This window comes from Testudinibacter sp. P80/BLE/0925, assembly GCF_053570785.1.
This window is the reverse complement of the sequence record NZ_CM131636.1, coordinates 211,727-231,878: the sequence shown is the minus strand read 5'-3', so window position 1 is coordinate 231,878 and position 20,152 is coordinate 211,727. Positions and strand designations below refer to the sequence as shown.

The following is a 20,152-nucleotide window of genomic DNA, read 5'->3' as shown; positions in this document are numbered from 1 at the left end:
AACTGAAGCAGGTTTTTTTCTTATCTTGATCGCGCGATCTACAGTGTTTTTTGCGTACTGAGCGAAGATGATGTCCCTTGGTCAGAGGCGCTAAAAACAGAAACTCAAGCGAAGAACATGATTATTTGTCCGTTTCTTGCACTGCAGTCTGGGTAAATTGTGTTTTTTATCACATTTCTGGCATAAAACTATTCAATATTTTTTTACATTTCTTTCACTCGGCATAAATTCTGATAGAATGCCCGCACCCTAATATGTCCAATTTTTGAGGTGCTTACTATGTTATGGTTTTTTCTCTGCGTTGCCTTGTTGCTCGCTGGTTATTTCATCTACGGTTCGATTATTGAGCGTATCTTCAAAATCAATCCGTCCCGTGCCACCCCGGCACACCATATGGCTGACGGGTGCGATTATGTGCCGATGTCAAAGAAAAAAATTTGGTTGATCCAGTTGCTGAATATTGCCGGAACCGGGCCGATTTTCGGTCCGATTCTGGGGGCGTTATACGGTCCGGTGGCAATGTTGTGGATCGTTTTCGGTTGTATTTTCGCCGGTGCGGTGCATGATTATTTCTGCGGAATGCTCAGTATTCGTAACAAGGGCGCCAATATTCCGTTTTTAGCCGGAAAATACTTGGGACAGCCGATTAGACACTTTATGAATATCTTGGCAATTCTATTGCTGTTGTTGGTCGGCGTGGTGTTCGTGGCAAGCCCGGCATCGCTGTTAACCAACATTACCGGTGATATCCTGAATTCCGGTGCGGTTGGCGCAGGGGCGGTTAACGAAAGCGCCGGTACGAACAATGCGCAAATCTTGATGATTTGGACCGGTATTATTTTTGTTTACTACATCGTCGCGACGTTAGTGCCGATTGATAAAATTATTGGTCGTGTTTATCCGATTTTTGGTGCGTTGTTACTGTTTATGACCATCGGCATGCTGTTCGGTTTAATCTTCGAAGGTATTCCGTTCTTCAGAACGGTCGGTATGGATGTTGATTTTGGCACCTTCTTGCAAAACCTACATCCGAAAGAGCTGCCGATTTGGCCGTTATTGTTCATCACCATTGCCTGTGGTGCGATTTCCGGCTTTCATGCAACGCAATCTCCGTTAATGGCACGTTGTACCGAAAATGAAAAAGAAGGCCGTTTTATTTTCTATGGTGCGATGATTGGCGAAGGGGTGATTGCCTTAATCTGGTGTATGGTCGGTTTGAGTTTTTACGAATCTTCCGAAGCGATGAATGCGGCGATTGCCGCCGGTACGCCGTCGAAAGTGGTATATGACTCTGCAATCGGTATGCTGGGCGTATTCGGCGGTATTTTGGCGGTGTTAGGCGTGGTGATTCTGCCGATTACTTCCGGCGATACTGCTTTCCGTGCCGCACGTTTGTTGATTGCCGATTTCTTCCACATGGATCAACGCAATATAGCCAAACGGTTGATGATTGCGATTCCACTGTTTGCGGTCGGATTTATGGTATCAAAAGTTGACTTCTCCATCCTGTGGCGTTATTTCGGTTGGGCGAACCAAACCACGGCAACGGTGATGTTGTGGGTGGCTGCGGCGTACTTATACCGTTACAATAAATTCCACTGGGTATGTACCATTCCGGCGATCTTTATGACCACCGTTTGTTCGACCTTCCTTGCTTATGCGCCGATTGGCTTTGGCTTAGAATATCAAACGGCAGTCTATGTCGGCTTTGCAATTACCATTGCGGTTACCCTTGCCTTCTTCCTGATGTTAAAACCGATTGCCAACGGCGATCCGGATTCGGAAGTGGCTTAAAACTAAGCCAGATTAAAGAGCACAAAACCTTGTCATATTTTTGGCGAGGTTTTTTGGTATTGATTATTAGCGGGAAAACGGCTGGCTATTTTTAGGTTTAGGCTTTAGGCAAAAAAATACCGCACTTTGGTGTTGAACCGAAAGTGCGGTATGAATGGGGTGGCTTAACAGCGCAATTATTTAGCGATGTGAGCAACCAAGTCTAATACTTTGTTTGAATAACCGGTTTCGTTATCGTACCAAGAAACCAATTTCACGAAAGTGTCGGTTAATGCGATACCTGCATCCGCATCGAATACGGAAGTCAAGGCACAACCGTTAAAGTCGGTAGAAACAACGGCGTCTTCAGTGTAACCCAATACGCCTTTCAATTCGCCGTTGAAGGTTTTACCTTCGGCTGCGTCTTTGATTGCCGCTTTGATTTGCTCGTAAGAAGCTGGTTTTTCCAGGTTAACGGTCAAGTCAACAACAGACACGTTCGGTGTCGGAACACGGAACGCCATACCGGTCAGTTTGCCGTTTAATGCCGGCAATACTTTACCGACCGCTTTGGCGGCACCGGTTGAAGAAGGGATGATGTTTTGTGCCGCACCGCGACCGCCGCGCCAGTCTTTTGCAGAAGGGCCGTCAACGGTTTTTTGGGTTGCCGTGGTGGCGTGAACGGTGGTCATCAAACCGTCTTTGATACCGAAAGTTTCATGAATAACGCGAGCCAGAGGGGCTAAGCAGTTAGTGGTGCATGAAGCATTGGAAACGATATCTTGGCCAGCATATTCGCCGAAGTTTACGCCGCTAACGAACATTGGGGTGTTATCTTTTGACGGACCGGTTAAAACCACTTTTTTAGCGCCGGCAGTGATGTGTTTGCGTGCGGTTTCGTCAGTTAAGAATAAACCGGTCGCTTCAACCGCAATATCAACACCGATGTCGTTCCATTTCAGGTTCGCAGGATCACGTTCAGCGGTAACACGAATGGTTTTGCCGTTAACAATTAAGTTGCCGTCTTTCACTTCAACGCTACCGTCGAAACGACCGTGAGTAGAATCGTATTTCAACATATAAGCCATGTAATCAACGTCGATTAAGTCGTTGATACCAACAACTTCGATGTCATCGCGTTGTTGAGCTGCACGGAAAACGATACGACCGATACGGCCAAAACCATTAATACCAATTTTAATTGCCATGAGATTTTTACCCTTGATTAAGTTTAACAAAATTACTACATTTAGCTGCTATTTCGCCTAAAAACGTTACATTTTGTTTCATTTTCGTGCGTTATAGCGGTTTCATGTAACTCTGTGAAGTATATCACAGGTTTGCCTTGCTTCGAAACAACAAATTCTTGAGGCAAGTCAAGATAGCGAAAAAAATATAGCAGATAATGAATGTCGGGTATAGGGGCAGAAAATCGAGATATTTTGTTGTATTTTGTTTTAGAATGAGACGGAATTCAGGTTTCGATATTAACGGGGAAAAGGATGAAAACAAGAGCGCGGTTGAACGCCGAACAGCGGCGGGTTTGCCTCGAGCAAGGCACGGAATTGCCGTTTAGCGGGAAATTATTACGGCAGCAGGGTGTCGGGCTGTATCGTTGCTTATTATGCGATACACCGCTTTTTTTATCGGACACCAAATTTGATGCCGGTTGCGGTTGGCCGAGTTTTTACCAAACGGTGTCGGAACAGGCGATTCGCTATCTGGACGATTACAGTTTGGGGCGCCATCGCACGGAGATTCGCTGCGGCAACTGTGATTCGCATTTAGGGCATGTTTTTGACGACGGTCCGCCGCCGACCGGGTTACGTTTTTGTGTCAATTCGGTCTCGTTGGTTTTTGAAGATCGGCAAAGTGGCGAAATAATCGAAGGTTAGCGGCGGTAAAATGTGATTTAGCTAGCATTTTTCCACATCGGATTATAACAGCATTATCCTTTTTGCGTATCTTGATTACAATAGAGCTTAATGTCTTATCATATTTAAATTAAAAAGAAAGTTGGGATAACAACATGAATTACAGTCGTGCGATTTTGCGTAATTTTTTAGGAAAAACACCGGATTGGTATAAAGCGTGTATTTTGGGATTTTTGATTGTAAATCCGATCGTTTATTATGCGATCAGTCCCTTTTGGGCGGGTTGGTTGTTGGTTGCGGAATTTATCTTTACCTTGGCAATGGCGTTAAAGTGTTATCCGTTGCAAGCCGGAGGCTTGTTGGTCATCGAGGCTATTTTTATCGGCATGACCACGCCGAACCAAATTATGCACGAAGTGATGGCGAATATTGAAGTCTTGCTGCTGTTGATGTTTATGGTGGCGGGGATCTTCTTTATGAAGCAGTTGTTGTTGTTTATTTTCACTAAACTGTTATTAGGCATTCATTCCAAGTTGCGCCTTTCGCTGGCATTTTGCCTGTGCGCGGCTTTTTTATCGGCGTTTCTTGACGCTTTGACCGTGGTGGCGGTGATTATCAGCGTCGGCACCGGCTTCTATGCGGTTTATCACAAAGTGGCTTCCGGTTATACCTTCGATGATAATTCCGACGATATTTTCAACGATCAAAAAATTGATATGTCGCGTAATACCTTGGAGCAATTCCGCAGCTTTTTACGCAGTTTGATGATGCATGCCGGGATCGGTACCGCACTTGGCGGGGTGATGACCATGGTGGGCGAGCCGCAAAACTTGATTATTGCTGCTCAGGCAGACTGGGGCTTCGGTGAGTTTTTCGTGCGTATGCTGCCGGTGACGTTACCCGTTTTGTGTTGCGGTGCGTTGACTTGCGTGGCGTTGGAACGCTTCAAAGTGTTCGGTTACGGGCAACGTTTGCCGCAAAAAGTCTGGGTGGTGCTGGCGCGTTATGAACGGGAGCGGAGCCGAAAATTGACCGAACAGGATCGTGCCAAATTGTATGTCCAGGCATTGGTTGGGATCTGGTTGATTTGCGGTTTGGCATTCCATTTGGCGGCAGTCGGTTTAATCGGATTAAGCGTAATTATTTTGGCCACGGCATTTTGCGGTATCACCGAAGAGCATGCTTTGGGTAAGGCGTTCCAAGATGCGCTGCCGTTTGCTTCATTATTGGTGGTATTTTTCGCGGTAGTGTCGGTGATTATCGATCAAGGCTTGTTTCAACCGATTATCCAGTTTGTATTGCATGCCTCCGAAGAAACCCAGCTAGCGTTATTTTATATCTTTAACGGGCTATTATCTGCGATTTCTGATAACGTATTCGTCGGTACGGTGTATATCAATGAAGCTAAAGCGGCATTAATGGCAGGCACGATCTCCCAACAGCAGTTTGAGCTGATTGCGGTGGCGATTAACACCGGTACCAACCTGCCGTCGGTCGCAACGCCGAATGGACAAGCCGCTTTCTTATTCTTACTAACGTCTTCATTTGCACCGTTAATTCGTTTATCTTATGGACGAATGGTTTACATGGCATTACCTTATACTATCGTTTTATCGCTGGTTGGGTTAGTATCCGTAGAATTATTGTTGCCAAAATTGATGATTTGGTTTGAAAGTGTCGGCTGGATTGTTACAACATAAGAAGGAAAGCGAATGCTCAATTATTTAAAACAGGTTTCTCTTAGCCGCGGCAGCTGGTTTTTGTTATTGCTTTCGTGCCTGGCGTTTGAAGCAACGGGTTTATACTTTCAACACGGGATGAAGCTCGAACCTTGTGTAATGTGCATTTATGAACGGGTTGCATTTTTGGGGATTGCGCTCGCCGCATTAATCGGGATGTTGGCACCGCGCTTGTTGTTAATCCGTTTATTAGCATTGGCAATCGGTTTGTTCAGTGCGGTAAAAGGATTACTGTTAGCGTTGCAACACACCGACTATCAATTGGATCCGGCACCGTGGAACCAATGCCCGTTGATGGTGGAGTTTCCAACGACATTACCGTTGAATAAATGGTTGCCGCAAATGTTCGAAGCTTACGGTTCTTGCAGCGAATTGCAATGGTCATTTTTGGGCTTTGCCATGCCGCAGTGGTTAATTGTGATTTTTGCCGCTTATATTTTGCTGTTGGGATTAGTGCTGATCAGCCAAGTCAAGCCGACACGTTCACGCCAACGGACGCTGTTTAAATAAGCCGTTTCAAATCGGCGGCATATACAAAAGAGCGGTTATCTATCCATTCGGGTCGATAACCGCTCTTTGCGTTTTGCCGTTTGTTTTAATAACCTGAAATATTAAAATCCGGCGTGAATAAATTTTCTTTAATGCGTTTCACTTGTGTTTTTAATGTGCCGTCAGGATACAGCTCAAATTCACGCCAACCCGGCGGCATTGCCCCCAAACTGAAGTGATAGCTGTCGGATTTAAACTGAATGCAGGTCGATGGCGTGGTCAGAATGCGGTAGTTATTCCATTGGATATCCATTGCCTGATGAATATGCCCGCTGACAATCGCTTTGATCCGTTGATGTTGGTTCAGACAGCTTAAAAATTCGGAGGTGTTGCGCAGGTTATGTTGATCCAACCAAGCGGAACGGGTCGGCGCAATATGGTGATGTAGCACCACCACGCTGTACAAATCCGGATATTGTTCCAGTTTTGCCAGCAGCCAATCCAGTTGGTACTGGTTTAAATAGCCGTGCGGCACATTCAGCACCTGGCTGTCGAGCATGAGAATTTGCCAACGCTGGTTAACGATAATGTGTTTCAACGGAGAAATATAGTCGGACTGCCGATTGAGCACATCGACCATATGCGGCTGATAATCGTGATTGCCCGGAATCCAAAACACCGGTTTTTGCAGCCGTGTAATCTCCTCGCTGAAATAGCGGTATCCCTCCAAGCTGCTGTCTTGCACCAAATCCCCGGTAGCCAAGACAAACTCGAAGTTAAAGGGTGTTTGCTTAATTTCGGATAACACCGCAGCGAAACTATCAAAGGTATTAATCCCCAATAGCTCGGATTTTTTATCGGCAAACAGATGGGGATCGGTTACTTGAATAAACCGCACCGGCGTACTGTCCGAATGGTGTAAAAAAGTCGTTCTCAAAATATACCAACAAATTTTATAAAAAATAAAAATAATTTGTAACTGATAAGATACTGTTTTTGATAAAAATGTCAGTATTTTTATATTAAAAATGCTAGTAGGCGCACATTTTAGTGTAAACAAATGGCGAAAATATAGATATATATCACTTTTTATCGGGCTATAACCACTGTTTTTGCAAACGTTGATAATTCAGTTGCAGCCATTGTAATCCAATCACCGCAATACTGTTGTCGATTTGACCGTTTTCCACCCATTGATAGGCTTGTTCGCGGCTGACGACATGCACTTTGATGTCTTCATGTTCTTCCGCCAGCCCGTGCAAACCGCCGGCTTGAGCCGTATCGACTTTGCCGGCAAACAGATGAATACGCTCAAATACGCCGCCCGGGCTGTCCCACACGCTGAGCGCCGGTAACATTTGCTGAATAATCACGCCGGCTTCTTCTTGCGCTTCCCGGTGCGCCACTGCTAACGGTTGCTCGTTTTCCTCCACCATGCCGGCGATTAATTCCAACAGCCACGGTGATTGATTGCTTTCGGCAACATATGCCCCGATCCGCACTTGTTCGACCAACACCACCTGATCACGCAGCGGATCATAAGCAATCACCGCCGAGGCGGCGCCTTTATACAGCAATTCGCGGGTCACCGTACCGCTATAGCCGCCGGCAAACAGTTTGTGACGAAATTGAATTTTATACAGTTTGAAAAAACCGTCGTAAACCAAATCCTGTTGTTGGATTTCCAAATCGGCGGCGGAAAAATGTTCGATAGACATGCTAGGTTCCTTATCAGCTATAAAAGTGCGGTTTTGCCAGCCGCTAGTTTAACAAATTAACGGTTTTTTTTGCAGTGGCTTTTCGGTAAAATGAATGAACGATCATTTAGTGGAGAAGAAAAATGAAAAAAATGACATTGTTGTTGTCAGTGTTAACGTTAGGGCTGGCACAGCAGGCGGGGGCAGCCTCGCTGCTGGAGGCCTACGAACAGGCGAAAAACAGTGACCCGGTGGTGAAAAAAGCCTATGCCGACAGCCAACGGATTATCGAAGGAAAACATCAGGCGCAAGGAGCATTGTTGCCGCAACTGAGTGCCAATGCCAACTATGGCGCCAGCCGTTATGTCGACCACGGCACCCGGCATAACAGCGGCTATAACAACAGTTTCAGCCAGAACCGCACTTTTAGCGTCGGGTTGAATCTGAGACAAGCCTTATTCGATATGAGTTTGTGGCGCAATCTGTCATTGCAGGAAAAAACCGCGCAGCAGGCGGAAGTTGCTTATCAGGCGGCGCAGCAAAATTTATTGTATCGCGTGGCGACGGTATATGTTTCGGTGCTGAACAGTATCGAAACCCTGAATTCGGTGGAGGCGGAGAAAAAAGCGGTTTACAGCCAGCTCAGCGATACCAATAAGCTGTATCAGGTGGGTCTGGTGGCGATCACCGATGTGGACGAAGCCCAAGCGCAGTATGACAGCGTGATCGCCAATGAGATCATGGCGAAAAATGACGTCGATAACAGCGTCGAAGCCTTATATGAGATCACCGGGCAGTATCCGTCGGATATAAATAAGCTGAATACCAAAAAATTTAAAACCCAGACTTATGCCAATCCGCAGCAATACATTGCGCAGGGCGAACAACAAAATTTGACCTTAACCTATTACAAAATGGGCAAAGCGCTGGCGAAAGAGGGGATTAAAGTAGCGGAAAGCGCCTATTTACCGACGGTCAATTTGGTTGCCGGGCTAACCCATACCAATTCGCGCATGCCGATTGCCAGCAATTACGGCATTCCGGATCGCAATGTCGATCAAGCCACGATCGGGGTGGAAGTGGCGATACCGCTGTATACCGGCGGACAAACCAGCTCACGCGTGCGTCAGCAGCAACAGGCTTTTGTCAGCAGCGCCGAAGGCTTGGAATCGACTTATCGTGATCTGGTGCGCAATATCCGTTCAACCGTGAACAGCCTGAATGCGTCGTCCAGCTCGATCAAAGCCTATCGGCAATATGTGCGTTCATCGGAGAGTGCCTATCAGGCGACGTTGTCGGGTTATAATGCCGGCACTCGCACCATTTTGGACGTATTGACCAGCACCCGCACCCGCCATGAAGCGCAACGCCAACTGGCGTCGGCACGTTATAACTATTTATTGTTGGAATTGCAATTGCGCCAATTGGCAGGCACATTGAATGAAAGCGATTTAACCCGGCTGCATAAGATGTTAACGGTGAAAACCAAGCTGTAACGGTCGATGTTAATGCGAGATGAAACGCTGTCGGGCAAATTGCCCGGCATTTTTTAAATCAGCCAATATAACAAATTAATGCCTAGCACGCCGATCACCACACTCAACAGCATATTACGCCGCCAGATATAACTGGCTAATACGGCACTGAGCGCCAACAATTCGCGCACGCTGTCGAGCAACGCCGCTGAAAAATCGTTGGGAACCGTCAGGCTGCTGAACAGCAGAATCAGCATAATGCACAACGGTAAAGTGCGGTTCAAATGTTGCAGCCAGCCCAATTGCAGCCAACGTTGCGGCAAAAACAGCGGCAGGGCGCGGCAAGTGAAAATCGCCATTGCCATGCCGAACATGGTCAAAACGAATTGCCAATTACTCATGCTGTTCTCCTTGTTGTTGCAAGGCTAATTTATAACGTGCCAAAATCACTAAGATACTCACGAGAATCGCGGCTAACATCAGCCAATCCGCAGCAAACATTTTTGCAACCGCGAAGGCAATCAGCGCCAGGAAAATCGGAAAGATCTGGCGCGCTTGGCGATATTGTTCATAAGCCAAAATAATAAACAGGCAAGGCAGCGCAAACGACAAGTGCGGTATGCTATCGGCAAGTTCCGCACCGAGTAAGCCGCCTAACAGCGAAGCCGAGACCCAGTAAAACTGACATAAAAAATTGATTTGTGTCATCTGGATTGCACGGTTCGCCGGCGGCTGGGTGGAAACCAAGGCGTAGCTTTCGTCGGTGATCGAAAACGTGCCGTACCAACGCCGCCAACCGCGTTTCGGCAAATCGGCATGCAGTGCCAGCGTATAGAAAATTTGGCGCAGGCTAATCAGGAAGGTATTAATCACAATCGGAAAAAAGCCGGCGGCAGCGGCGAACAGCGGCAGCGCGGCATATTGCCCGGCGCCGGTGTAAACAAACACGCTCATCAGCACCACCAACCACAGCGGTAAACCCGCGCTGACACCGAGAATGCCGTAAGCAATGCCGGCGGCGTAATAGCCCATTGCAATCGGCAGGGTAAGTTTAATTAAGGCGCGCCAGCTTGTTACGGACGGGGCGGAAGATGTGCTGTTCATATCGGATAACGGATTGTTATTTTGTAAATAAGAGGCTAGTCTAAACAAAGCCAAGCAACTTGTCATTAATCAATTGGGGGAATGCATGCAAAAAGTTCAAAGTGCGGTCATCTGGGGCAATATCGCCGATCTGCCGTCAAGTGCGGTGTTGCGGCAATATCTGCCGCAGGCGTTTTTGCAGCGGGTAGAGACGGGCAATGCCCGTCGGCAACAGCGGCGGCAATGTAGTATTTTGGCACATTTTTTATTGGCAAAATTATTAGAACATGTTCAACAACCGCTTTCGTTATTGGAGCGGATTCAACGCACCGCCAGCGGTCGCCCCTATTTTACTGATATACCGCACTTGGATTTTAATATCAGCCATTCCGGCGATTGGGTGGCTGTGATATTGGCGATGGGAGAAAACGACAAAAGTGCGGTCGCGATTGATATCGAAAGTCCGCAAAAAGTGCGAAACTTTAACGGCTTGATCCGTTTTTATGCCGACACTGCCGAACAGCAGTGGTTTGCTGAGCAGCCGGATGCTGAAGCGGCGTTCTACCGCACTTGGTGCTTACGCGAAGCGGTGCTGAAATCGCAAGGGGTCGGCATTGTCAAACTGCGTTCGGTGATCCACCGCCCGGAAAGGTTGCAAATCGAATGCGCTTATGCACCGCCGGGCAAGTTGTTTTTTAGCGACGAATTGCCGTTTTATCTTGCTTATTTTTTACAACAAGATAATGAACCAGCGCCGCAACTTTTTGCTTGGCAACATGAGATGAATTTTGCTAACTTGACAAAACAGCGTATTTATCATGTAAATAAGGACAACATATGACAGCAAGCGAGAAAAACCGCCGTCCACTTGCAACGCGTAACAGCCGCTGGGCGCAGGCGTTCGCCAAAAAACTGGCGCAACGCAACAGCCCGACCCCGAATCAGATCTCCCTGCTGAGTATCGTATTTGCCTTACTCGGCGCATTATTGCTGGCGTTTTTACCCAATACTTTCGGCTTGATCCTGACCGCACTTTTGATCCAACTGCGCTTACTGTGCAATTTATTCGACGGCATGGTGGCGGTGGAAGGCGGTAAAAAAACCGCCAACGGCGCGTTGTATAATGAAATTCCCGATCGGGTGGCGGATTCGGTGTTGATTCTGGCACTCGGCTTTGCCGTCGGGCTGGCATGGCTCGGATGGTTGGGCGCGCTGTTGGCGGTGATTACCGCCTATATCCGTGTACTCGGCGGCTCGTTGGGATTGGAGCAACGTTTTAGCGGCCCAATGGCAAAACAGCAACGTATGGCGGTCTTAACCGCCGCTTGCCTGTTCGGCGCATTTGAATGGCTGCAATGGCAAAGCCAATATGTCTTATCCTTGGCATTACTGACGATTGTGCTCGGTTCATTGCTGACTTGCGTATTACGCACCCGTCGGATTTCTGCCGAATTGGCGCAACAAGCGAGGTCACAATGATTGCCAACTTATTAGCGGCACTAACCAAATTGCTGATCGGGGCGTATCCCTATTGGCGCAACAATCGCCCAAGTGCGCAGCAACGGCTCTATTTTGCCAATCACACCAGCCATTTAGACACGCTGGCGATTTGGTCGTCTTTCGCCGCGGAATATCGCGCCAAGATTCGCCCGGTGGCGGCGAAAGATTATTGGGATAAAAGCGGACTGCGCGGGCTGATTGCCAAACGCGCTTTGAATGCGGTGCTGATTGATCGCGAAGGCAAAAGCGATGATCCGCTGCAACCGTTGTATACCGCACTTGAGCAGGGCGATTCGTTGATTCTGTTTCCGGAGGGCACCCGTTCGCTGGAAAATGAACCGGCGGAATTTAAAGCCGGTTTGTACCATTTGAGCCAACGTTACCCGCAGTTGCAACTCGTGCCGGTCTATTTGGACAATACCCGGCGCAGCTTGCCGAAAGGCGCGTTTTTACCGCTGCCGTTCGGCTGTACGGTCACTTTTGGCGAGCCGTTGGCATGCGATCCGAATTGGGATAAAGCCGAATTTTTACGTCAAGCCAGACAAGCGGTGATTGCCTTATCGCAACCGCTGCTATCAGCAAAATAGGAGTTGACGATGTGGAATGTATTGATTGAAACGCTTAACCGTATTCCGGGCAAATTTTGGTGGGTGTTGGGCGGGATGTTGGCATTATTGCTGATCGCGACGCTGATCGGGCGTTGGCTGGCGTATAAAAAAAGCGGCGAGGTGATTGATAATCTGAATCATCGGATTAACGCGTGGTGGAGCATGGTGGCGATTTTGGTGCTGTGCTTTATCTTCGGCAAAGTGGCGACCTTGGTGTTATACGGCTTGCTCTCGTTTTTCGCGCTGCGCGAATTTATCACCCTAACCCCGACCCGCCGTGCCGATTATTGGGCGTTGGTGTTCTGTTTTTATGTCGCCATTCCGCTGCAATATTGGTTGATTGGTATCGAATGGTACGGGTTGTTCGTGATGTGCCTGCCGGTGTACGGCTTTTTGATTCTGCCGGCGATTCAGGCGTTATCCGGCGATACGCAGGCATTTTTCGAGCGCACCACCAAAATCCAGTGGGGCATGATGTTGACGGTTTATTGCCTCAGTTATGCGCCGGCACTGTTGCTGCTGCCGGATTTGGAATTCGAGGGGCAAGGTTTGCTGTTGTTGATGTACCTGTTAATCGTGGTGCAGTTAAGTGATGTATTTCAGTATGTGGTCGGCAAGCTGTTTGGTAAGCATAAACTGGCGCCGAAAGTCAGCCCGAGTAAAACCGTCGAGGGCTTGCTGGGCGGCGGCGCATTGGCGGTGGCGGTCGGTACCGCACTTTGGTGGATCACCCCGTTCAGTATCGGTTATGCGGCACTGTTTTCGTTGGTGATTGTGATTTGCGGCTTTCTCGGCGGTTTGTCGCTGTCGGCGGTCAAACGCAGCATGGGCGCCAAAGATTGGGGCGTGATGATTTCAGGGCACGGCGGCATTATGGATCGGATCGATTCGGTGCTGTTTGCCGCCCCGGTGTTTTTCCATTTGGTGCGTTATACCTATTTTTAAATTTTCATTTGAGCAACATAAAAGTGCGGTCAGATACAGATTGATCTGACCGCACTTCGGGCCGTTTAAAACGATAGCGGTGAAATTACATTTTCGGCATTTGTTTCAATGCTTCCAGTGCTTGTTCACACGCCATTTTTTGTGTGGCTAGCGGCATAGCGGCCATTTGCTTTTTACTTTCTTCCATTTGTTGTTTGATGGCGTCAGGTGCTTTTTCCACATATTCGTCAACCGCTTTGAAATATGCGTCACACTGCGGATCCAGATCGGCGGCATTGGCAGAAAAGGCAAATAGACCTAATACAGCGGCTAGCATGACTTTTTTCATAAAAAACTCCTCTTTTAAGAAATATTATAAGATAGCCATAACGATTGTTACGGCTACACTATTTTATCAAAATCACAAAGAATTGTTTTTTTTTACAAAAAATTACCCTTGCCGAAAAATTTTATTTAATGAACAGGGAATTCATGCGCTTAATAAACGCCGTCGGATTTTCCAACGTGCCGCGTTCGGACAGCATGGCTTGATCGAACAGCAGTTCAACCCATTCGCCGAATTGCGCTTCGTCGCTGGTGTCGGCGGTTTTCTTGACCAGTGCGTGCTCCGGATTCAGCTCAAAGGTATATTTTACTTCCGGCACCGGTTGCCCGGCGGCGGCGAACAGTTTTGCCATTTGCGTGGTCATTTGATCGTTGTCGGTCGAGACAATCGCCGGCGTATCGCTCAGGCGGTGAGTCAAGCGCACGTCTTTCACGCGCTCGCCCAAGTAGCCTTTTACGCGCTCGATAAATGAACCGAATTCTTCATCTTGCGCTTTGTAGCTCTCTTCCTGCTCTTTATCGGCTAAATCGCCCAGATCCAAGTCGGATTTGGTGACCGATTGCAGCGGCTTGCCGTCAAATTCGTTGAAGTAGCCCAACACCCATTCGTCGATACGGTCGGACAGTAACAATACTTCAATGCCTTTTTTATTGAACAGCTCCAAGTGCGGACTGTTTTTGGCGGCGATGTAGCTGTCGGCGGTGATATAGTAAATCGCTTTTTGCCCCTCTTTCATGCGCGCCACATAGTCTTCCAACGATACGGTTTGTTCGCTGCTGTCGTTGTGAGTGGAAGCGAAACGCAACAGTTTGGCGATCTCTTGTTGGTTGGCGTGATCTTCCGCCAAGCCCTCTTTCAGCACCAAACCGAATGCCTGCCAGAAGTTTTGGTATTTTTGTTTATCTTCGTCTTTCGCCAATTTTTCGATCATGCCTAAGGCGCGTTTGGTTAGGGCTTTACGCAACGCCGCAGTCACTTTGTTGTCTTGCAAAATCTCGCGCGACACGTTCAGCGGCAGATCGTTGGAATCGATCAAGCCTTTGACGAAACGCAGATAGTTCGGCATAAATTGCTCGGCATCGTCCATAATAAACACCCGTTGCACATACAATTTCAAGCCGTGTTTGTGTTCGCGGTTGAACAGATCCCAAGGGGCTTTTTCCGGCAGATACAATAGGCTGGTGTACTCTTGCTTACCTTCAACGCGGTTGTGCGCCCACAGCAGCGGATCGCTGAAATCGTGGCTGATGTGCTTATAGAATTCTTTGTATTCGTCGTCGCTGATGTCGGCTTTATTGCGTGTCCACAAGGCTTGCGCTTTGTTGATTTTTTCCCATTTCACGCCGGTTTCTTTGCCTTCGTCATCGAATTCTTTGACCAGCAATTCGACCGGCAAATCAATATGGTCGGAATACTTGCTGATGATTTGGCGCAAACGCCAGTCGTCCAAAAACGCTTTTTCGTCTTCACGCAAATGCAAGGTGATTTCGGTGCCGCGCTCGGCTTTTTCGATGTCGGCGACTTCATATTCGCCTTCGCCGGCAGACTGCCATAATACGCCTTGAACCGCACTTTCACCGGCGGCACGGCTTTTCACCGTGACTTTATCGGCAACGATAAACGCAGAGTAGAAGCCGACCCCGAATTGCCCGATCAGTTTGCTGTCTTTGGCTTGATCCGAGCCTAAGCTGCTTAAAAATTCTTTGGTGCCGGATTTGGCAATTGTGCCCAGATGGTCGATGATCTGTTCGCGGTTCATACCAATGCCGTTATCGCTGATGGTCAGCGTGCCTTTGTCTTTATCGGCGCTGACCCGCACTTTCAGATCGCCGTCGCCTTCGTATAATTCCGGCGCGGAAAGGGCTTTGAAGCGCAATTTATCCGCTGCGTCGGAGGCGTTGGAAATCAGTTCGCGCAAGAAAATTTCTTTATTGGAATAAAGGGAGTGAATCATCAGTTGCAGTAACTGTTTGACTTCAGATTGAAAACCACGGGTTTCTTGATTATTGCTCATTGTTGTTTCCTGTTTTTCTTTAGTTAAACAAAATTTGGTTAGGCTAGATATGGGAGCGGTTGGGGCGATTTCAAGGGGGTGAACCGCACTTTGGTTTTTTCTTATGCATCTTAAAGTTGCTATCGGGTTTCGCCGATGGCGACCGTACTTTTCTTTGCTTGTGCAAAGAAAAGTAGGCAAAAGAAAGCACACCCTAATGAACTGCTGATCTTCGCTTAGTGTGAATTTGCTTAACGGAAAATTTTTAATGCGCCCGCTACGCGGGCAAACTCGCTTCGCTCAAACAAAAAAATTTCCCTACAAATTTCACACCCGCTCAGGCAGTTCACAAGGGAACCCGAAAAACACGACGCAGAATACCAGATTTTAATTACTACAGAAGGTAGGGGCGCATTGAATGCGCCCAAGATATAACGACTTAATTATAAATAGAAAAATGAAAGTGCGGTGCGGTTGGTTTTAAATTCCCCATCTGGAGTGCCTGAGCGTTTGCGTGAAGATTTCAAGGTCAATTTGTCGTGTCCGAAGCCTGCGTAGCAGGCAAGTTTACAAATTGACCGTAGAAATTAGCAAAGGCGAAGATCAGCACTACAATTGGGGTGTATTTTTTTGCTTACTTTTTTTGGACAAGCAAAAAAAGTAAGTCGCCACAAGGCGAAAAAGCGATAGCGATAAAAAAATCAGTCGCCATCGGCGAAACCCGATAGCGATTTTTAGATGAATGAAAGTAACGAATACCAAAAGCAAAGTGCGGTTCAAACCAAGTCCAAACCGCACTTAGCGCAAATTTACTCTAACCGCCAACCGCCGTCTTGTTCAATATATAGCAGGCTGTTATGGAAACGCTTCAAGGTAGAGCGGTGTCCGACGCTGATGATGGTGCTGTGTGGCAACTCTTGCTGTAACAAACGATACATCGCGTCTTCCAAACCCTCGTCCATGCTGGCGCTGGCTTCGTCTAAAAAGATAATCTGCGGTTGGTTCAACAACAACCGTGCGAATGCCACCCGCTGTTGTTCGCCGAGGGATAAAATCTGCGTCCATTCATTGCGATCGGTCAATTTATCGCTTAAATGCGCTAATGCCACTTTTTGCAACACTGATTGTTCGTGTCGGTAATCTGATTTTTGCGGCGGCGTGTCGGGATAATACAGCGCGTCTAACAGACTGCCTTGCGGCAAATACGGTTTTTGTGACAGGAACAGCGCATTGCTTGGCGCGGCAATTTCGCCGTCGGCATATGCCCACAACCCGGCAAGCGTGCGCAACAAGGTGGTTTTACCGACGCCGGACGGCCCTTGAATCAGTAAATGGGTTTGCGGCGCAATGTCCAGATTCAACCCTTTGATCAACGGCGTATGCGCCGGTGTTTTCACCGTCAGGTTATTAACTTGCACATGGCTAGGGTGTTCGCTGATTGTCGGCATAGGCAGTTGTTCGGCGTTGTGCATTGCGCTGTTGAAGCCGGTTAAACGGTCAAGCGTGGCTTTATAAGCGGCGAACTCGTCATAGGAGGTGCGGAAAAACGACAGGCTGTCGTGCAATTTGCCGAACACATTGACCGTTTGCATTAAGTCACCGAGCGAAATCTGCTGGCTGAAAAAACGACCGGCTTGAATCAAAAACGGAAACACCACCGAGGTTTGGCTGACGATAAGGTTAAATCCGGAGAATTTCAGGCTGCGATACACGATTTGCCATACGTTACCAATGACTTTCTCGAACTGGCTGAACAAGGCGTTGCGTTCGCTTTTTTCACCGCCGTAAAAGGCAATGCTTTCCGCATACTCTTTTACCCGAATCAGTGAATAACGGTAATTCGCGTTGAGTTTTTCATTTAAAAAATTGAGCGCAATCAACGGTCGCCCTAATTTAAAGGCAAACAGCGAGGTGATTAACACATAGCCGAAGGCGACAAAGACCATGCCGTGCGGAATTTCCATGCCGGAAAGTGCAATCGGGCCGGAGAGTTTCCAGAGGAGAAGGGTAAAGGCGATAATCGAGGTGATCGCACTGATTAAGCCGGTGGAAAAACTGAGCGAGCTGGACACAAACGATTGGATATCCTGTTGAATCCGTTGATCGGGGTTGTCCAAGCGATTGTAGCTGTATTGCGTTTTGTAATAAGTGCGGTTTGTTGTCCAGCGTTCGACAAACGTGCGGTTCAGGGTGGTGCGCCAGTTAATGGTAAAACGTTGCGACAGGTAATAGTTGCTCAAAACCAGTACCACGTTGATGGTCGCTATCACGCCGAATACCGCCATCATCTGCCAAAAGAGCGGTGCATTCAAGTCTTGCAACGATCCGTACATGATATTGTACCAATTCGAGATCACGACGTTTAGGCGCACGCCCATCAGCGATAATAAAACGATCACCAAAAACAGCATAATGGCTTTGAGATTGGTTTTGGGATCAATGTAGTCGGCGGCCAGTTGCCAAAATTGTTTGCCCCAGCGGCTGGTTTTGATCAATAAAAACGCCAGTGCCGCTAAAAACAGGAGGCTGCCGATAAAAGCTTGCGCCAGCCAAACGGACGATTCAATAAGTTCTTGTTGCCAGTTCATAATAATTTCGATTTAACAATGGATAAGCATTTGATTCGCAAATAGCTAAAAAGTTTAACAACACACTCAAATTTTTAAATAAAAAATCTTAGTTTTGTTTCAAAAGTTTGCACTATAACAAATTTTTGCCATTTTAACCTAGGTATAATACACGCAGTTTATTTTTTAAATTTCAATAATAGGAGATGTTATGAGTGATATAGCTATCACGGTCAGCCTGCTTGCGCTGGTTGCCGTGATTGGATTGTGGTTGGGGCATTTAAAAATCCGGGGGATAGGAATCGGAATCGGCGGCGTGTTGTTCGGCGGCATTCTGGTCGGGCATTTTATCAAGCAATACGGCTTGAGCCTCGAATCGCACACCCTGCATTTTATTCAGGAATTCGGCTTGATTCTGTTTGTTTATACCATCGGGATTCAGGTCGGACCGGGCTTTTTTGCCTCTCTGCGCCAATCGGGATTAAAACTGAATCTGTTTGCGATGATGATTGTGTTGCTGGGGGCTGTATTGGTGGTGGCACTACATCTTGGTTTCGGCGTGGAATTACCGATTATTTTAGGGATCTATTCCGGCGCGGTGACCAACACGCCGTCGCTCGGTGCCGGGCAGCAGATTTTGGCGGAGCTGGGCATCACCAATATCACCGAAACCATGGGGATGGCATATGCGATCGCCTATCCGTTCGGGATTTGCGGTATTTTATTGGCGATTTGGCTGGTGCGTCTGTTTTTCAAAATCAAGATTGAGGAAGAACATCAGCAATTTGAAAAAGAATCAGGACACGATAAAGAGAGTTTGAGCAGCCTGAATGTGAAAATTACCAATCCGAATATCAGCGGCTTGAAAATTCGCGCCATTCCGGGCTTCGAGGCGAAAAACGTACTTTGCTCACGTTTAAAACGCGGCGCAGAATTGATTGTACCGCACGCGGATACCGAAGTGCAGGTGGGGGATTTAATGCATTTGGTCGGCGATATGCCGGATTTGCAACGGGTGCAGCTGGTGGTCGGGGAAGTGGTGAAAGAATCGCTGTCTACCCGTGGCACCGATTTGCGTTCGGTGCGGGTGGTGGTGACCAACGAAAATGCGTTGGGTAAGAGAATCCGTGATTTGAAAATCAAACAGAAATACGAAGTGGTGATTTCGCGTTTGAACCGTGCCGGGATCGAACTGGTGCCGACCAGCAACACCAGCCTGCAATTCGGGGACGTATTGAATCTGGTCGGGCGTTTGGATGCGATTGAAGCGGTGACGGCGGTGATCGGCAATGCGCAGCAAAAATTGCAACAGGTACAAATGCTGCCGGTGTTTATCGGCATTCTGTTAGGGGTGTTGGTCGGATCAATACCGATTTCACTGCCGGGTTTTCCGGTGGCGTTAAAATTGGGTTTGGCAGGCGGCCCGTTAGTCGTTGCTCTGATTTTGGCGCGTATCGGCAGTATCGGCAAACTGTACTGGTTTATGCCGCCGAGCGCCAACCTTGCCTTGCGTGAAATCGGCATTGTGCTGTTCCTCTCGGTGGTCGGAATCAAGGCCGGCGCGAACTTCATTGATACGCTTATCAGCGGCGACGGTATGGAATGGATGATGTTCGGTGCGGTTATCACTTTTGTTCCTTTGATGATCACCGGCGTTGTCGCCCGCGTGTACGGTAGAATGAACTACCTGACATTAAGCGGCTTACTCGCCGGTTCAATGACCGATCCGCCGGCGCTTGCCTTTGCCAACGGTATTAAAGAAGACAGCGGCGCGGCAGCACTCTCTTATGCCACGGTCTATCCTTTGGTGATGTTTATGCGGATCATGTCACCGCAAGTATTGGCGGTATTGCTGATGTTGTTTGTGGGATAACAGACAGTTGGGATAAAAAGAACAAGGTGTTGTCCTTTCAGGCTGATGACAAAGTCTCTTTCTCTAATCATTTCCCTCCCTCCGTATACGGAGGGAGGTGTCCGAAGGACGGAGGGAGGCATAAATGATTTTAAAAAGTAATATGTTGCATTTTCATATTGCCCCTCCCTCCCCATTTTTCTTGCGAAAAATGGTACTCCCTCCGCACGCG

At 47.8% G+C, this 20,152-nt stretch carries 18 protein-coding genes; 10 read left to right on the top strand and 8 right to left on the bottom strand.

Annotation, left to right across the window (positions count from 1 at the left end):
- The first annotated feature begins 279 nt into the window (after positions 1–279).
- The gene (locus ACWA5Z_RS01085; RefSeq protein ID WP_431053497.1) at positions 280–1,794 is read left to right on the top strand and encodes a carbon starvation CstA family protein; all 1,515 of its coding nucleotides are present in this window, start codon (positions 280–282) and stop codon (positions 1,792–1,794) included.
- 176 nt (positions 1,795–1,970) lie between these two features.
- Here ACWA5Z_RS01085 and gapA read toward each other — a convergent pair whose 3' ends face one another.
- Positions 1,971–2,981 carry a glyceraldehyde-3-phosphate dehydrogenase gene (gapA, locus tag ACWA5Z_RS01080; RefSeq protein WP_431053496.1) on the bottom strand — a complete coding sequence of 337 codons (1,011 nt, stop codon included), beginning with the start codon at positions 2,979–2,981 and terminating at the stop codon, positions 1,971–1,973.
- Positions 2,982–3,275: 294 nt separating this feature from the next.
- On the opposite strand from gapA, the gene msrB reads away from it, so the two are divergent.
- The 3 genes from msrB to dsbB all read left to right on the top strand — a co-directional run bounded on the left by msrB (position 3,276) and on the right by dsbB (position 5,896).
- The gene (gene msrB / locus ACWA5Z_RS01075) at positions 3,276–3,668 is read left to right on the top strand and encodes a peptide-methionine (R)-S-oxide reductase MsrB (protein ID WP_431053495.1); all 393 of its coding nucleotides are present in this window, start codon (positions 3,276–3,278) and stop codon (positions 3,666–3,668) included.
- A 134-nt stretch (positions 3,669–3,802) separates the two neighbouring features.
- On the top strand, positions 3,803–5,347 hold the full coding sequence (gene nhaB, locus ACWA5Z_RS01070; protein WP_431053494.1) for a sodium/proton antiporter NhaB: 1,545 nt from the start codon (positions 3,803–3,805) through the stop codon (positions 5,345–5,347).
- A 12-nt stretch (positions 5,348–5,359) separates the two neighbouring features.
- Entirely contained in the window at positions 5,360–5,896 is a 537-nt protein-coding gene (dsbB, locus tag ACWA5Z_RS01065; RefSeq protein ID WP_431053493.1) for a disulfide bond formation protein DsbB, read from the top strand.
- An 85-nt stretch (positions 5,897–5,981) separates the two neighbouring features.
- On the opposite strand, the gene cpdA is transcribed toward dsbB, so the two are convergent.
- Both cpdA and nudF read right to left on the bottom strand, forming a co-directional pair.
- On the bottom strand, positions 5,982–6,812 hold the full coding sequence (gene cpdA, locus ACWA5Z_RS01060) for a 3',5'-cyclic-AMP phosphodiesterase (protein WP_431053492.1): 831 nt from the start codon (positions 6,810–6,812) through the stop codon (positions 5,982–5,984).
- Positions 6,813–6,972: 160 nt separating this feature from the next.
- Positions 6,973–7,593, bottom strand: coding sequence for an ADP-ribose diphosphatase (gene nudF / locus ACWA5Z_RS01055; protein WP_431053491.1), 621 nt, complete (start codon positions 7,591–7,593; stop codon positions 6,973–6,975).
- 122 nt (positions 7,594–7,715) lie between these two features.
- On the opposite strand from nudF, the gene ACWA5Z_RS01050 reads away from it, so the two are divergent.
- The gene (locus tag ACWA5Z_RS01050; protein ID WP_431053490.1) at positions 7,716–9,068 is read left to right on the top strand and encodes a TolC family outer membrane protein; all 1,353 of its coding nucleotides are present in this window, start codon (positions 7,716–7,718) and stop codon (positions 9,066–9,068) included.
- Between the two features lie 53 nt (positions 9,069–9,121).
- On the opposite strand, the gene ACWA5Z_RS01045 is transcribed toward ACWA5Z_RS01050, so the two are convergent.
- Both ACWA5Z_RS01045 and ACWA5Z_RS01040 read right to left on the bottom strand, forming a co-directional pair.
- Positions 9,122–9,448 carry an AzlD domain-containing protein gene (locus tag ACWA5Z_RS01045; RefSeq protein WP_431053489.1) on the bottom strand — a complete coding sequence of 109 codons (327 nt, stop codon included), beginning with the start codon at positions 9,446–9,448 and terminating at the stop codon, positions 9,122–9,124.
- Positions 9,441–10,151, bottom strand: coding sequence for an AzlC family ABC transporter permease (locus ACWA5Z_RS01040; protein WP_431053488.1), 711 nt, complete (start codon positions 10,149–10,151; stop codon positions 9,441–9,443). The genes ACWA5Z_RS01045 and ACWA5Z_RS01040 overlap by 8 nt, the downstream gene beginning before the upstream one ends.
- Before the next feature lie 85 nt (positions 10,152–10,236).
- On the opposite strand from ACWA5Z_RS01040, the gene ACWA5Z_RS01035 reads away from it, so the two are divergent.
- Genes ACWA5Z_RS01035 through ACWA5Z_RS01020 form a run of 4 tightly spaced genes read left to right on the top strand, consistent with a single transcriptional unit; the run spans position 10,237 to position 13,183 of the window.
- Positions 10,237–10,971, top strand: a complete 735-nt coding sequence (locus tag ACWA5Z_RS01035) for a 4'-phosphopantetheinyl transferase family protein (RefSeq protein WP_431053487.1) — start codon at positions 10,237–10,239, stop codon at positions 10,969–10,971.
- Complete coding sequence (locus tag ACWA5Z_RS01030) at positions 10,968–11,609, top strand: CDP-alcohol phosphatidyltransferase family protein (RefSeq protein WP_431053486.1); 642 nt, start codon at positions 10,968–10,970, stop codon at positions 11,607–11,609. The genes ACWA5Z_RS01035 and ACWA5Z_RS01030 overlap by 4 nt, the downstream gene beginning before the upstream one ends.
- Positions 11,606–12,217: a lysophospholipid acyltransferase family protein gene (locus tag ACWA5Z_RS01025; protein ID WP_431053485.1), complete on the top strand. Its 612-nt coding sequence runs from the start codon at positions 11,606–11,608 to the stop codon at positions 12,215–12,217. Before ACWA5Z_RS01030 ends, ACWA5Z_RS01025 begins: the two co-directional genes overlap by 4 nt.
- Before the next feature lie 9 nt (positions 12,218–12,226).
- Positions 12,227–13,183, top strand: coding sequence for a phosphatidate cytidylyltransferase (locus ACWA5Z_RS01020; protein ID WP_431053484.1), 957 nt, complete (start codon positions 12,227–12,229; stop codon positions 13,181–13,183).
- Between the two features lie 85 nt (positions 13,184–13,268).
- On the opposite strand, the gene ACWA5Z_RS01015 is transcribed toward ACWA5Z_RS01020, so the two are convergent.
- The 3 genes from ACWA5Z_RS01015 to ACWA5Z_RS01005 form a co-directional block, all read right to left on the bottom strand.
- The gene (locus ACWA5Z_RS01015) at positions 13,269–13,511 is read right to left on the bottom strand and encodes a DUF5339 family protein (protein WP_431053483.1); all 243 of its coding nucleotides are present in this window, start codon (positions 13,509–13,511) and stop codon (positions 13,269–13,271) included.
- Positions 13,512–13,632: 121 nt separating this feature from the next.
- The gene (gene htpG / locus ACWA5Z_RS01010) at positions 13,633–15,522 is read right to left on the bottom strand and encodes a molecular chaperone HtpG (RefSeq protein WP_431053482.1); all 1,890 of its coding nucleotides are present in this window, start codon (positions 15,520–15,522) and stop codon (positions 13,633–13,635) included.
- A gap of 788 nt (positions 15,523–16,310) precedes the next feature.
- A complete protein-coding gene (locus ACWA5Z_RS01005) occupies positions 16,311–18,089 on the bottom strand; it encodes an ABC transporter ATP-binding protein/permease (RefSeq protein ID WP_431053481.1) in 1,779 nt (592 codons plus the stop codon).
- Between the two features lie 190 nt (positions 18,090–18,279).
- On the opposite strand from ACWA5Z_RS01005, the gene ACWA5Z_RS01000 reads away from it, so the two are divergent.
- Positions 18,280–19,941 (top strand): putative transporter, encoded by a 1,662-nt coding sequence (locus ACWA5Z_RS01000; protein ID WP_431053480.1) that lies wholly within the window; start codon positions 18,280–18,282, stop codon positions 19,939–19,941.
- Positions 19,942–20,152 lie beyond the last annotated feature (211 nt).

Bases quoted from the DNA above. Each gene is read 5' to 3' on its own strand.
- ACWA5Z_RS01025 (WP_431053485.1), top strand. From the start codon at position 11,606: ATGATTGCCAACTTATTAGCGGCACTAACCAAATTGCTGATCGGGGCG.
- ACWA5Z_RS01005 (WP_431053481.1), bottom strand. From the start codon at position 18,089: ATGAACTGGCAACAAGAACTTATTGAATCGTCCGTTTGGCTGGCGCAA.
- ACWA5Z_RS01050 (WP_431053490.1), top strand. From the start codon at position 7,716: ATGAAAAAAATGACATTGTTGTTGTCAGTGTTAACGTTAGGGCTGGCA.
- ACWA5Z_RS01040 (WP_431053488.1), bottom strand. From the start codon at position 10,151: ATGAACAGCACATCTTCCGCCCCGTCCGTAACAAGCTGGCGCGCCTTA.
- ACWA5Z_RS01030 (WP_431053486.1), top strand. From the start codon at position 10,968: ATGACAGCAAGCGAGAAAAACCGCCGTCCACTTGCAACGCGTAACAGC.
- ACWA5Z_RS01000 (WP_431053480.1), top strand. From the start codon at position 18,280: ATGAGTGATATAGCTATCACGGTCAGCCTGCTTGCGCTGGTTGCCGTG.
- nhaB (WP_431053494.1), top strand. From the start codon at position 3,803: ATGAATTACAGTCGTGCGATTTTGCGTAATTTTTTAGGAAAAACACCG.
- ACWA5Z_RS01020 (WP_431053484.1), top strand. From the start codon at position 12,227: ATGTGGAATGTATTGATTGAAACGCTTAACCGTATTCCGGGCAAATTT.
- ACWA5Z_RS01085 (WP_431053497.1), top strand. From the start codon at position 280: ATGTTATGGTTTTTTCTCTGCGTTGCCTTGTTGCTCGCTGGTTATTTC.
- msrB (WP_431053495.1), top strand. From the start codon at position 3,276: ATGAAAACAAGAGCGCGGTTGAACGCCGAACAGCGGCGGGTTTGCCTC.
- ACWA5Z_RS01015 (WP_431053483.1), bottom strand. From the start codon at position 13,511: ATGAAAAAAGTCATGCTAGCCGCTGTATTAGGTCTATTTGCCTTTTCT.
- gapA (WP_431053496.1), bottom strand. From the start codon at position 2,981: ATGGCAATTAAAATTGGTATTAATGGTTTTGGCCGTATCGGTCGTATC.
- htpG (WP_431053482.1), bottom strand. From the start codon at position 15,522: ATGAGCAATAATCAAGAAACCCGTGGTTTTCAATCTGAAGTCAAACAG.
- ACWA5Z_RS01045 (WP_431053489.1), bottom strand. From the start codon at position 9,448: ATGAGTAATTGGCAATTCGTTTTGACCATGTTCGGCATGGCAATGGCG.
- nudF (WP_431053491.1), bottom strand. From the start codon at position 7,593: ATGTCTATCGAACATTTTTCCGCCGCCGATTTGGAAATCCAACAACAG.
- dsbB (WP_431053493.1), top strand. From the start codon at position 5,360: ATGCTCAATTATTTAAAACAGGTTTCTCTTAGCCGCGGCAGCTGGTTT.
- ACWA5Z_RS01035 (WP_431053487.1), top strand. From the start codon at position 10,237: ATGCAAAAAGTTCAAAGTGCGGTCATCTGGGGCAATATCGCCGATCTG.